The sequence below is a fragment of the Streptomyces sp. NPDC007095 genome, assembly GCF_040634475.1.
In the GTDB taxonomy this organism is placed as follows: domain Bacteria; phylum Actinomycetota; class Actinomycetes; order Streptomycetales; family Streptomycetaceae; genus Streptomyces.
The window spans coordinates 25,640-38,301 of the sequence record NZ_JBEYFS010000070.1 but is presented as its reverse complement, the minus strand read 5'-3'; the positions used below and the strand labels follow the sequence as shown (position 1 = coordinate 38,301).

General features: G+C 70.4%; 13 protein-coding genes. 11 read left to right on the top strand and 2 right to left on the bottom strand.

From position 1 onward, the window contains the following. Nucleotides 1-168: 168 nt before the first annotated feature. The 11 genes from ABZ656_RS24120 to ABZ656_RS24070 all read left to right on the top strand — a co-directional run bounded on the left by ABZ656_RS24120 (nt 169) and on the right by ABZ656_RS24070 (nt 11,212). Nucleotides 169-903 carry an SDR family oxidoreductase gene (locus tag ABZ656_RS24120; RefSeq protein ID WP_360270391.1) on the top strand — a complete coding sequence of 245 codons (735 nt, stop codon included), beginning with the start codon at nt 169-171 and terminating at the stop codon, nt 901-903. Continuing rightward, the gene (locus ABZ656_RS24115; protein WP_218978352.1) at nt 900-2,336 is read left to right on the top strand and encodes an aldehyde dehydrogenase family protein; all 1,437 of its coding nucleotides are present in this window, start codon (nt 900-902) and stop codon (nt 2,334-2,336) included. Before ABZ656_RS24120 ends, ABZ656_RS24115 begins: the two co-directional genes overlap by 4 nt. Beyond that, on the top strand, nt 2,336-3,538 hold the full coding sequence (locus tag ABZ656_RS24110) for a CoA transferase (protein ID WP_360270389.1): 1,203 nt from the start codon (nt 2,336-2,338) through the stop codon (nt 3,536-3,538). The genes ABZ656_RS24115 and ABZ656_RS24110 overlap by 1 nt, the downstream gene beginning before the upstream one ends. 36 nt (nt 3,539-3,574) lie before the next feature. Beyond that, the gene (locus ABZ656_RS24105) at nt 3,575-4,936 is read left to right on the top strand and encodes an ABC transporter substrate-binding protein (RefSeq protein WP_360270387.1); all 1,362 of its coding nucleotides are present in this window, start codon (nt 3,575-3,577) and stop codon (nt 4,934-4,936) included. 27 nt (nt 4,937-4,963) lie between these two features. Beyond that, a complete protein-coding gene (locus ABZ656_RS24100; RefSeq protein ID WP_054235694.1) occupies nt 4,964-5,155 on the top strand; it encodes a ferredoxin in 192 nt (63 codons plus the stop codon). A 15-nt stretch (nt 5,156-5,170) separates the two neighbouring features. Beyond that, a complete protein-coding gene (locus ABZ656_RS24095; RefSeq protein ID WP_101406938.1) occupies nt 5,171-6,538 on the top strand; it encodes a cytochrome P450 in 1,368 nt (455 codons plus the stop codon). Between the two features lie 61 nt (nt 6,539-6,599). Then, on the top strand, nt 6,600-8,261 hold the full coding sequence (locus tag ABZ656_RS24090) for an OB-fold domain-containing protein (protein WP_360270384.1): 1,662 nt from the start codon (nt 6,600-6,602) through the stop codon (nt 8,259-8,261). Continuing rightward, nucleotides 8,258-9,154 carry an alpha/beta fold hydrolase gene (locus ABZ656_RS24085; RefSeq protein WP_101406936.1) on the top strand — a complete coding sequence of 299 codons (897 nt, stop codon included), beginning with the start codon at nt 8,258-8,260 and terminating at the stop codon, nt 9,152-9,154. The genes ABZ656_RS24090 and ABZ656_RS24085 overlap by 4 nt, the downstream gene beginning before the upstream one ends. Continuing rightward, entirely contained in the window at nt 9,151-9,723 is a 573-nt protein-coding gene (locus tag ABZ656_RS24080) for a DoxX family protein (RefSeq protein ID WP_101406935.1), read from the top strand. Before ABZ656_RS24085 ends, ABZ656_RS24080 begins: the two co-directional genes overlap by 4 nt. Next, the gene (locus ABZ656_RS24075; protein ID WP_101406934.1) at nt 9,723-10,541 is read left to right on the top strand and encodes an NAD(P)-dependent oxidoreductase; all 819 of its coding nucleotides are present in this window, start codon (nt 9,723-9,725) and stop codon (nt 10,539-10,541) included. The genes ABZ656_RS24080 and ABZ656_RS24075 overlap by 1 nt, the downstream gene beginning before the upstream one ends. 104 nt (nt 10,542-10,645) lie before the next feature. Beyond that, nucleotides 10,646-11,212, top strand: a complete 567-nt coding sequence (locus ABZ656_RS24070; protein ID WP_168488004.1) for a TetR/AcrR family transcriptional regulator — start codon at nt 10,646-10,648, stop codon at nt 11,210-11,212. Here the strand turns inward: ABZ656_RS24070 and ABZ656_RS24065 are convergent. Both ABZ656_RS24065 and ABZ656_RS24060 read right to left on the bottom strand, forming a co-directional pair. Continuing rightward, nucleotides 11,166-11,894: an alpha/beta hydrolase fold domain-containing protein gene (locus ABZ656_RS24065; protein WP_360270381.1), complete on the bottom strand. Its 729-nt coding sequence runs from the start codon at nt 11,892-11,894 to the stop codon at nt 11,166-11,168. The genes ABZ656_RS24070 and ABZ656_RS24065 overlap by 47 nt on opposite strands. Then, nucleotides 11,884-12,603: an enoyl-CoA hydratase/isomerase family protein gene (locus tag ABZ656_RS24060; protein ID WP_360270379.1), complete on the bottom strand. Its 720-nt coding sequence runs from the start codon at nt 12,601-12,603 to the stop codon at nt 11,884-11,886. The genes ABZ656_RS24065 and ABZ656_RS24060 overlap by 11 nt, the downstream gene beginning before the upstream one ends. Nucleotides 12,604-12,662: the final 59 nt, after the last annotated feature.

Genomic DNA, 12,662 nt, shown 5'->3' with positions numbered 1-12,662 from the left:
GGCCTCTGGCCTCTCGCCAACCCGGCGAGTTCGGCCTCAGATTCTGAATGATGGTCAGGTTTGGCCGGTCGTCGCCTTCTCTTATCTGGCATGACGTTCTCGTTTCCGGAATATTGATTTGCGCAGACCGAGAATGTAGTTTCCACCACATCCGAGCAAGGAGGCAGGATGCGGTTCCAGGACAAGGTGGCGATCGTCACCGGCGCGGGCCAGGGCATCGGCGAGGGCTATGCCCGGGCACTGGCGGCCGAGGGCGCACGCGTGGTGGTCGCCGAACTCAACGAGGAACAGGGCGAGCGGGTCGCCAAGGAGATCGGCGACGCGGCTCTGTTCGTCAAGGTGGACGTGGCCGACCCGGCGTCGGCGGGGGCGATGGCGGCCGCCGTGATGGCAGAGTTCGGACGCATCGACTACCTGGTCAACAACGCTGCCATCTTCCACAGCATGAGGCGCGACGGCCTCACCACGGTCCCCCTCGACTATCTCAACCGCTTCCTCCAGGTGAATCTGATGGGCGCGCTGCACTGCACCCGCGCCGTCGTCCCGCACATGTCCGAGGGCGGCGCCATCGTCAACCAGTCGTCCACCGCCGCCTGGCTCGGCGGGGGTTACTACGGACTGGCCAAGGCCGGGATCAACAGCCTGACCGCCTCGCTCGCCGCCGAACTCGGCGGCAAGAACATCCGGGTCAACGGGATCGCGCCGGGACCCACGGACACCGACGCCACCCGGAGCATCGTGCCCAAGGAGTTCCAGGAGCAGATGACGAACAGCCTGGCAATCAAGCGGATGGGCACGCCCGAAGACCTGGCGCCCGCCCTCCTGTTCCTGCTGTCCGACGAGGCGCGCTGGCTGACCGGTCAGGTCGTCAGTGTCGACGGCGGACAGGTGGTCCGGCTGTGAAGCGCCTGCTCATCGACGGCCGGCTCGTCGTGACCGACCACACCTTCCCCTCGCTCAACCCCGCGACCGGCGAGGTGCTCGACCAGGCCCCCGACGCCACGGCCGCCGAGGCCGAAGCCGCCGTATCGGCCGCCCGCCGCGCCTTCGACACCACGGGCTGGGCGACCGACACCGCCCTGCGCCTGCGCTGCCTCCGCCAGTTGCACCAGGCGCTGACCGACCATCAGGAAGAGCTGCGCGACCTGACGATCGCCGAGGTCGGCGCGCCCCGTATGCTCACCCACGGCCCTCAGCTGGACGAGCCGATCAAGCTGGTCTCGTACTACACCGACCTGCTGGAGAAGTACCCGCTGACCGAGGAGCTCGGCGAGACCGAGATCCGCGGGCAGCGCCACCGCCGCTGGGTGGAGAAGGAGGCGGCCGGGGTCGTCGCCGCGATCATCCCGTACAACTACCCGAACCAGCTCGCGCTCGCCAAGCTGGTCCCCGCGCTCGCGGCAGGCTGCACGGTCGTCCTCAAGGGCGCCCCGGACACCCCGCTGACCACCCTGTACCTGGGCGAACTGATAGCCGAGCACACGGACATCCCGCCCGGCGTGGTCAACGTCATCGTCTCCTCCGGGGTCGAGGCGGGCGAGGTGCTCACCAAGCATCCCGACGTCGACATGGTCACCTTCACCGGCTCCACCGCGACCGGCCGCCGGATCATGAAGGCCGCGAGTGCCACCGTGAAGAAGGTCTTCCTGGAACTCGGCGGCAAGTCCGCCATGATCGTGCTCGACGACGCCGACTTCCGCGCCGCCGCCATGTTCGCGGCCTTCACCATCTGCTCCCACTCGGGACAGGGCTGTGCGCTCACCTCCCGACTGCTCGTGCCGAGGGAGCACCACGACGAGATCGTCGCCATGGTCGCCGCCGGCCTCGAACGCGTGTCGTACGGCGATCCGGCCGATCCCAAGACCTTCATGGGGCCGCTCATCAGCGAGCGCCAGCGCGACAAGGTCGACGGCATGGTGCAGCGGGCCGTCGCGGCCGGCGCCACCCTGGTCACCGGAGGCAAGCGCGTCGACCCGGGCTTCTTCTACACGCCCACCCTGCTCGCCGACGTCGACCCGGCCAGCGAGATCGCGCAGGACGAGGTCTTCGGACCGGTGCTCGCGGTCATCCCGTACGACGGCGAGGACGACGCCGTGCGCATCGCCAACGACTCGATCTTCGGTCTGTCGGGCGCGGTGCACAGCGCCGACGCGCGGCGGGCCATCGCCGTGGCGCGCCGGATCCGTACCGGCACCTTCAGCATCAACGGCGGCAACTACTTCTCCCAGGAAGTCCCCTTCGGCGGCTACAAGCAGTCGGGCGTCGGCCGGGAGAGCGGCGTCGCCGGACTGGAGGAGTTCCTGGAGACCAAGTCCTTCGCGGTGGTGGTCCCGTAATGCGTCCGCTCGAAGGCATCCGCGTCCTCGAAGTCGCCATGTACGGCTTCGTCCCCTCGGCGGGAGCCGTGCTCGCCGACTGGGGCGCCGACGTCATCAAGGTCGAGCACGCCGTGACCGGCGATCCGCAGCGCGGTCTGCGGCAGACCGGCACGCTGCGCGTCGAGGGCGACCCGAACCCCAACATCGAGCACGCCAACCGGGGCAAGCGCAGCCTCGGCCTCGACATGACCCGGCCCGAGGGCAAGGAAGTGCTCTACGACCTGGCCCGCCGCTCCGACGTGTTCCTCACCAGCTTCCTGCCCGGACACCGGCGTCGGTTCGGCATCGACGTGGACGACATCCGCGCGGTGAACCCCCGCATCATCTACGCCCGCGGCAGCGCGCTCGGGCCGCGCGGACCGGAATCCGAGAAGGGCGGGTACGACATGACCGCCTTCTGGGCCCGGGGCGGCACCGCCGCCAGCATCACCCCGCCCGGTGTCGAGGGCATGATCAGCCCCACGCCCGCCTACGGGGACACCATCTCCGGCACGAACCTCGCCGGAGGCATCGCGGCGGCACTGCTGCGGCGCGAGCGCACCGGCGAACCGTCGGTCGTGGACGTCTCCCTGCTCGGCAGCGGCGTATGGGCCAACGGCCAGGCCACCGCGGTCTCGCTGCACCTCGACAAGTCCTGGGTGGCACCGGTGCCCGGTGTCCACGGCTCGCCGATCAACCCGCTGTCCGGCATCTACGCCACGGCCGACGACCGCTATCTGGCCTTCGTCATGCTCCAGCCCGGCAAGTTCTGGGCCGACGTGTGCCGGCACATCGACCACCCGGAGCTGGCCGACGACCCCCGCTTCGCCACGGCGGAGCAGCTCGCCGCCCACACCGAAGAGGCCGTCAAGATCCTGCGGACGGTGCTGGCCGGCCGCACCCTCGCCGAGTGGACCGAACGCTTCGCCACCCTGGCCGGGCCGTGGGCCCCGGTGCAGGACACCCTGCAGGTGGGTGCCGACGCGCAGATCCGGGCGAACGAGTACCTGCTCCGGGTCGGCGAGATCGATCTGGCCGCCAGCCCCGTGCAGTTCGACACCACCGCTCCCTCACTCGGGCCGGCGCCCGAGTTCGCTGCCCAGACCGAGGAAATCCTCATGGAACTGGGACTGGACTGGCCCCGCATCATCGAGCTGAAAGAAGCGGGCGCGGTCACCTGACCACCCTTTTTCGGGGAACGAAATCGAGGAGAACCGATGAGACGCTTGCTCATCGCTGTGGCCGTCCTGGCCCTGGCCGGGTGTTCCGCCCGCTCCACCACGTCGCCGAGCGGCGACAAGCCCTCCGCTTCGGCGTCCGACTCCGCCGCGGCGGCCGACTTCGGCACGCTCAGACACGTCTGCCGCTCCGGCACCGCCAAGGCCTCCACCTCCCAGGGAGTCACCAACTCCGAGATCAAGATCGGCGTCTTCAGCGACGTCGGCTTCACCAAGAACCCGGAGTTCGTCGACGCGGCCAAAGTGTTCACCTCCTGGTGCAACGACGCGGGCGGCATCAACGGACGCAAGCTCGTCCCCGTCACCCACGACTCCAAGCTCGTCGAGGTCCGCCAGCGGATGATCGAGGCCTGCCGCTCGGACTTCGCGCTCGTCGGCGGCGGCGCCGCGCTCGACGGCATGGGCGTCAAGGACAGGCTGAACTGCCTGCTCCCCGACTTCCCCGCCCAGACCAGCCAGGCCATCGGAGCGGACCTCCAGGTGACCGTCCAGGGCGCCGCGACCGGCTACTCACCCTACGGAGGCTACTTCTCCTGGCTGCTCAAGGAGGCGTACCCGGCGTCGGCGAGCAGCGTCGGGATCATCGCCGGTGACTCCCCGGTCGTCAAACCCATCACCGCGCAGGACAAGGAGACGCTGACCGCGGCGGGCGGCAAGATCACCTACTCGGACCTGTATCCGGCCCAGGGCGTGTCCGACTGGACGCCGTACGCCCAGGCCATCAAGAACAAGAAGGTCAAGGGACTGGTCTTCCTCGGCGACTTCGCCAGTCTGGCCAAGCTGGAGCAGGTCCTCACCAACATCGGCTACGCACCCGACTGGATCGACGCCAACAGCAACGCCTACGGCCCCGCCTTCATCCAGCTGGCCGGTCCCGCGCTGGCGAAGCAGGCCAACTTCGCCGACCTCGGCGGCTTCTCCCCGCTGGAGGACGCCTCCGCCAACCCGGCGACCAAGATGGTCGAGGACCTCTACAAGAAGTACGCCCCCGATGCCCAGGTCACCCTGCCGGCACTGAAGGCCTTCTCCAGCTGGCTGCTGTTCGCCACGGCCGCAGGCGACTGCGCCGAGCTCACCCGCACGTGCGTGTACGACAACGCGCGCAAGCAGACCGCGTGGACCGGCGGTGGCCTGCAGGCCCCGATGGACCTGTCGTCCCCCACCGTGCCTCCCAAGTGCTTCGACCCGGTCAAGGCGACCGCCAAGGGCTGGGTGGCCGCCGACTTCAAGCCGGACACCGGCGCCTATCGCTGCAACGTGACCCCCTACAAGTTCAAGGGCACCTACACCAAGCCCATGACCCTGGCCGATGTCGGCAAGTCGTTGGCCGACCTCAAGTAACCACCCCCGCGGCAGGAAGGAAGCGACGTGAAGGTACGGGTAGACCCGGAGCGCTGCCAGGGTCACACGCTCTGCGCCATGCGTGCTCCGGACATCTTCGAGCTCAGCGAGATCGACGGTCACTCATCGGTGATCAAGGAAGAGGTCTCGGACGACCAGCAGGACGAGGCCGTCGAGGCCGTCAGGTCCTGCCCCGAGCGAGCGATCTTCATCTCCTGAGGGGAGAACAATCCGATGACCACGGACGACACCGTCAACGACGACCCCAAGAGGAACCCGGTGCACTTCGACCGGCACACTCCCGAGTACCGTCACGAATTCCAGGCGGTCACCCAGGAGTTGCAGTCCAAGTGCCCCATCGCCTGGTCGGAGACCTACGGGGGCCACTGGGTCGCCAGTGGCAACCGTGAGGTCTTCGAGCTGGCCCGGTCCGCCGAGTTCCTCTCCAACGACCATGACGTCAAGGGCGAGCGGCGCGGGTACCAGGGCATCACCATCCCGCCGCCGCCCCGGGCGAAGGCCGTCAGGGGCGGGTTCCTGGAGATGGATCCGCCCGAGCAGCGCTACTACCGCCAGACGCTCAACCCCTATCTGTCGCCCGCCGCCATCAGCCGCTGGATTCCGCTGATCGACGAGGTGGCGCGCGCCTGCATCGACGAGAAGATCGAGTCGGGGCGGATCGACTTCGTCGACGACCTCGCCAACGTCGTTCCGGCTGTGCTCACCCTCGCCATGATGGGCATCCCGGTCAGGAAGTGGACCATCTACAACGAGGCGGCCCACGCCTCGGTCTACACACCGCCGAACTCGCCCGACCAGGCCCGCGTCGTCGAACTGCAGAAGGCGATGGGCACGGACCTGGCCATGACCATCGCGGAGATCCGGCAGACACCGCGACCGGGCCTGGTCGACGCCCTGGTCCACGCGGAGATCAACGGCCAGACCCCGCCCGACGACGAACTCCTCGGCGTGCTCGCCCTGTTGATCGGCGGCGGCTTCGACACCACCACGGCGCTCACCGCACACGCGCTGGAATGGCTCTCGGAGCACCCGGCCGAACGGGACCGTCTCAGCCGGGACCGCAAGGCGCTGCTGGACTCCGCGACCGAGGAGTTCCTGCGCTTCTACGCCCCCGCGCCCGGTGACGGACGGACCTTCTCCGCGGACTGCGAGATCGCCGGCACCCGGTTCAAGGAGGGTGAACGGCTCTGGCTGTCCTGGGCGATGGCGAACCGGGACCCGCAGGTGTTCCCGGAGCCCGACTCCATCGACATGGAACGCAAGGGCAACCGGCACAGCAGCTTCGGCCTCGGCATCCACCGCTGCATCGGCTCCAACGTGGCACGCACGGTGTTCAAGCGGATGGTCACCCAGGTCCTCGACCGGATGCCGGACTTCCGCTGTGACCCCGAGGGCGCGGAGCACTACGAGACCATCGGCGTCATCCAGGGCATGCGGCACCTCCCGGCGACCTTCACGCCCGGCCCCCGGACCGGCGCCGGGCTCGACGAGACCCTGGAGACCCTCCAGAGGGTCGTCGACGAACAGCGGCTCGCCGAGCCGGTCACGGTACGCAAGGGGCAGGCGAGGATCGATCGCTGATCTTCGGCGGCCCGTCAGGAGTACGTGTGCCACCGGCGCGGTGGCACGGTGAGGAGACGATGTGGCCGGACCCACGGGACGTCCGCTGCCGGTGATCACAGAGGAGAACGAGTTCTTCTGGACCTCCGGCGCGGACGGCCGGTTGCGCCTGACGGAGTGTGAGTCCTGCTCGGCCCTGCTGCATCCACCCCAGCCCGTCTGCCGCTACTGCCGGGGACACGAGACCGGGGTGCGGGCCGTCTCCGGGTACGCGACGCTGATCGGCTTCACCGTCAACCACCGGTTCAGCGCGCCCGGAATGCCCGCGCCCTACGTGGTGGCGCAGGTCGCCGTCGAGGAGGACACCCGGGTCCGGCTCACCACCAACCTCGTCGAATGCGACCCCGACGAGCTCGAAGTGGGCATGCGGCTGGAGGTCGTCTTCGAACAGGTCGAGGACGTATGGCTCCCGCTCTTCCGCCCCGCGGCCGAGCAGGGCCCCCCGGCTCCGCTGCCCTCGGACGAGGTGGAACCCGAGCACATGCGGCGCCACATACGCCCCATGGCCACGCCCGAGAAGTTCGAGGACAAGGTCGCGATCAGCGGCATCGGGATGTCGGAGATCGGGCGCCGGCTGATGGTGCCGCCGCTGTCGCTGACCGTGCGGGCCTGCGAACGCGCCGTCGCGGACGCGGGCCTGGCCCTCGACGACATCGACGGTCTGGCCACCTACCCGGGCGCGGGCGCCTACGGCGGCTTCGCCGAGGGCGGCATCACCGCGCTGGAGGACGCCCTCGGCATCAGGCCGACCTGGTACAACGGCGGCGCCGAGACCTTCGGTCCTGGCGGTTCGCTCATCGCCGCGATGCTGGCGGTCGCGGGGGGACTCGCCCGGCATGTGCTGTGCTTCCGTACGGTCTGGGAGGCCTCCTACGGCGAGCTGATCCGGCGCGGCCGGATCACCCAGGAGACCGGTCGCAGGGTCACGGGCTGGCAGAAGCCCTTCGGGGCGGTCTCCGCGGCCCACACCCTGGCCCAGAACGCCCAGCGGCACTTCCACCGTTACGGCACCTCGCGCGAGACGCTCGGCTGGATCGCGCTCAACCAGCGCGCGAACGCCGCGCTCAACCCGACCGCGATCTACCGCGATCCGATGACCATGGACGACTACCTGTCGGCCAGGACGGTCACCACCCCCTTCGGGCTGTACGACTGCGACGTGCCCTGCGACGGATCGGTGGCCGTCATCGTGTCGGCCGTGGACGCCGCACGGGACCTCGCCAAGCCGCCTGTCCTGGTGGAGGCCGTCGGCACCCAGATCATGGAGCGGCTCGAATGGGACCAGAGCTGCCTCACCCATGAACCACAGGTGCTCGGCCAGTCCGTCCACCTGTGGACGCGCACGTCACTGCGTCCCTCGGACGTCGACGTGGCCCAGCTCTACGACGGCTTCACCTTCAACTGCCTCTCCTGGATCGAGGGGCTCGGTTTCTGCGGCATCGGTGAGGCCAAGGACTTCCTCGACGGAGGCAAGAACATCGCCAGGGACGGACTGCTCCCGCTGAACACCCACGGCGGCCAGCTCTCGCACGGCCGCACCCACGGTCTGGGGCTCGTCCACGAGGCCGTCACCCAGGTGCGCGGCGAGGCCGGAGCGCGCCAAGTCGGCGGTGCGCGGGTCGCCGTGACGAGCACCGGCGGTCTCACCCCGAGCGGGGTCATCCTGCTGCGGGCGGACACATGACCGGCGTCTCCCGTGTCGTCGACGTCGGCGGCATCCCCGTGTCGGCGCTGCTGCAGGAGGCGCGCCGGCCCCGGGCCGTCGTCCTGGCGCTGCACGGCGGGGCGGCGCACTCGGGGTACTTCGACTACCCGGGCAGGCCGCATCTGTCGCTGCTGCGCACCGGTTCGGCGCTCGGTTTCACCGTCCTCGCGCTCGACCGGCCGGGATACGGCAGCTCCGCCCCGCACGGTGGGGAGCTGGCCCCGGTGGAGCGGCGGGTCGATCTCGCCTACGCGGCGGTGGACCGGCTGCTCGCCTCACGTCCGCGCGGGGCGGGCGTCTTCGTGCTGGCGCACTCGATCGGCTGCGAGCTGGCGCTGCGCATGGCGGCCGACGAGCGGGGGAGCGACCTGCTGGGCGTGGAGATCGCCGGCACCGGGCGCCACCATCACGACGACGCGGTGGACATCCTGGGCGTACGGCACAACGAGTCGTGGCCGAGGCCGGCGGCCGGCAGTGTCCGGGACCTGTTGTGGAATCCCTCGCACCTCTACGAGGACGATGTCGTCGGCGGCGCCCGGTTCGCCTCGCCCTCGCCCTCCTACGAGGGGGTCGTGGCCAGGAGCTGGCCGCTGGTCCTTCCCGAACTCGCCCCACAGGTGCGCGTCCCCGTGCACTACAGCCTCGGCGAGCACGAGCGGGTGTGGCGGTCCGGGCCCGCGGCGCTGGCCGATATCGCGTCCCTGTTCACCGCCTCGCCGCGCGTCGTCGTCGACGAGCAGGCGGATGGCGGCCACAACCTGAGCATCGGGCTGACGGCGATGGCGTACCACCTCAAGATCCTGTCGTTCGTCGAGGAGTGTGTGCTGGCTCGCGCGAGCGTGGCACAAGAGCGGCCCGGGAGGGCGAGTTGACCGACGCGGATGTGGCAGCGCTGCTGCTGGTACGGGTGGTCCTGGGGATCGTGATGATCGCGCACGGCCTCAACCACTGGCGGGGCGGCGGCCGGATCGAGGGCACCGCCCGCTGGTTCACCGGCCTCGGCCTGCGCAGCGGCACGCTTCAGGCGTGGATGAGCGTGGTCACCGAAGTCGGCGCGGGCGCCCTGCTGATCGCCGGGCTGCTCACCCCGCTGGCCTGCGCCGCGGTCATCTCGGTGATGTTGGTCGCGGGCGTCCTCGCGCACCGGCCCAACGGCTTCTTCGTCTTCAAGGAGGGCTACGAGTACGTCCTCGTCCTCGCGGTGGTCTCGCTGGCCCTGGCGGTACTGGGCCCCGGCCGGCTCTCGGCGGACCATGCCGGGGACATCGAGGTGACCGGCTGGGCCGGCGGCGGCATCGCCCTCGGGGTGGCCGTGGCGGCGACGGCCGGTCTGCTCGGCGTGTTCTGGCGCCCGGCACCGAAGCCGACCGAACCGAAGCCGAACGGCACGGCGGAAGCTCCCGCCGTGCCCGGACAACCGGCCGAGCAGGAGGCCCGCTGATGCGCGTCGGATTCATAGGCCTGGGCAGTCAGGGCGCCCCCATGGCACGCCGGATCGTCGACGCGGGCTTCGAGACGACCCTGTGGGCACGCCGTCCCGCCTCGCTCGCCCCCTTCGACGACACGCCCGCGAAGCGTGCCGGGTCCCCCGCCGAACTGGCCGCCGCCAGCGACCTCGTGTGCGTGTGTGTCGTCGACGACGCGGACGTAGAGGAGGTCGTCGCGGGGGACCGCGGGGTGCTGGCGGGCCTTCGGCAGGGAGGGGTGATCGCCGTGCACAGCACCGTCCACCCCGACACCTGCCACCGACTCGCCGACCGGGCCCGCGCGCACGGGGTCACGCTGATCGACGCGCCGGTGAGCGGCGGCGGCCCGGCGGCGGCCGAGGGCCGTCTGCTGGTGATGGTCGGGGGCGAGTCCGGCACCGTCCGGTTTTGCCGCAAGGTGTTCGAGACATACGGCGATCCCGTGGTCCACATGGGCCCGCTGGGCTCCGGGCAGCTCACCAAACTCCTCAACAACGTGCTGTTCACGGCCAATCTCGCGACCGCGGCCGGCACCCTCGCACTCGGCCGGGAGCTCGACGTCGATCCCGCCGGTCTCGCCGAGGTGATGGCCCACGGCAGCGGATCGAGCTTCGCGCTGGGCCGGATCGCGGCGGCCGGCGGGACGCTCGACCGCCTCGCGTCCCAGGCCGGAGCGCTGCTGCGCAAGGACGTCCGGCTGGTGGCCGATCTGGCAGGCGTGGCGAAGGTCTCGGCCGGCATCGTGCTGGACGCGGCGGACGCCGCCCTCGTCCTGATCGAGCACGAGCGCTGAGCCCCGGCCGTACGGCGCCGAACGGTACGTGTTCGAGGGGTCCCCTGACGGCGACGGCAAACGTAGTGTTACGTCGGCACGGTCCGTCGCGGGAGGGGTACCGGATGAAAGAGACCCGGCGGGAGGAGATCCTTGAGGCGGCCCTGCGGGTGTTCGCGGAGCGGGGCTACCGGGGGACCTCGATCGACGCGGTCGCCGAGCGGGCGGGACTGACCCGGCAGGGCGTGCTGCACTACTTCCCGAGCAAGAAGAAGCTCTTCATGGCGCTCCTGCGCTTCCGGGAGGACCTCAACCGCGAGCATCTCGTCGGCCACGACCACCAGGACGACTGGCCGGCCCTCTTCGCCGAGGTCGTCGCCTACGACCACACCTATCCCTGCCTGGCCCAGGTCCACAGCGTGATGCTGGCCGAGGGCGTCACGGGAGCCGACCCGGCACAGCAGTACCTGCACGACCACTACGAGACCATGCAGGCGCTGATGATGGCCCGGCTCACCGAGCGGTACGGCGAGCGCCTTCCCAGCGGTCTGACCCCGCGGGCCGCGGCCCGGGCCATGCTGGCGATGCTCGACGGCATGCAGCAGCAGTGGCTGCTGGACGGCGAGCAGGACGACTACCCCGAGATCATGCGGGATGTGCTGTCCGTGCTGCTGGGGTCCACGCCCGTATGAAGTCGCCCATGGCGGTCACGCTCTCCGGGTGCAGGCTCGTCGCGTCGGGCCGGATCCGCAGGTCCACCGTGACACCGGAGTGCGCCGCGCGGGTGGCGAAACCCAGCGAGTCGTCCAGCAGGGGATCGGTGCCCGCCGCGAGCAGCTGGACGGGGGGCAGCCCGTGGAGGTTGGCGTGCAGCGGGCTCAGCAGCGGATCGGTCGGCGAGGTGCCCGCGGCGTAATGCGCGCAGCGGCGCCGGAGTTCGGAGACGTCGAAGGCCGGGTCGGCCGCCGCGTTGAGCAACAGGCTCGGGGAGTCCAGGGTCAGGTCGAGCAGCGCCGAGTTGAGCACCCCGCACAGGGGCGGTGGGGCCCCGAGGTCGCGCAGCCGCACCAGCAGGGAGGCCGCGAGCCCGGCCCCCAGCAGCTCGCCCGCCACCGCCACCGGGCCCTTGGACTCGCAGTAGTCGTACGCGGCGTGCACGTCGTCCAGCGCGTCAGGGAAGGTGCCCCCGTAGCGGGCGCAGACCACGACGGCGTCCGTCCACAGGGCGAGACGGCCGGCCAGGTCGAGCGCGGCCTCCGGAGCGCACGAGAGGTGCCGGTCGCCATGCAGATAGAGCACGACCAGTTCGGTGCCGCCGGGCGGCCGTGCGACCGGACCGACGGGGCTCGTCTCCACCTGGACCTCACTTGCCACGGGACATCACCTTCTCCGCTGCTTGCCAGTGTTCGTCGGCCACCCACAGGCGGGCGAAGGCGCGCGCCGCCTCGGTCGCCGGTACGGCGCCGCTCATGACGTGCTTGATCTCCCGCGCCGGGACGGAGGCGAGGGACCGGGCCAGGGCGCGCCAGCCCTGGTCGAACTCGGCCCGCGGCAGCACCCGGTCGAGCACCCCGAGCCGCTGGGCCTCCTCGGCGCCGAGCACGGTTCCGGAAGCGGCGAGCATCAACGCCCGCCCCCTGCCGACCAGTTCCGCGAGCCGCTCGGCGCCGCCCCACGCGGGCATGATCGCGAGGTTCACCTGGGTGAAGCCGATCCTGATGTCGTCCGCGGCCACCCGGATGTCGGCGGCCATGGCGAACTCGGCGCCGCCGCCCAGGGCATGGCCGTTCAGAGCGGCGATCACCGGGCCGGGAAAATGCGCGAGCCGGTCGCAGATCCCGCGCATCCGCAGGGCCATGGCCGTCGCCTCGTCCTCGGTGCGGATCGCGGCCAGTTCCTTCAGGTCGCCGCCCGAGACGAACGCCCGGTCGCCCGCGCCCCTGACGACCAGGGCCAGGGCGTCCGCGGCCGCGTCGAGGGCCTTGTCCAACTGGTCCATGGTGGCCGGCGCGATGGCGTTGCGGGCGTGCGGACGGTCGATGGTGATGACCGCGAGCCCCTGGTCCAATTCAAGATCAACCATACATTCTTCTCCAGGGGAGAGAGCGGCATTCTCGGTATGTGAATATCATATTCTTGCCA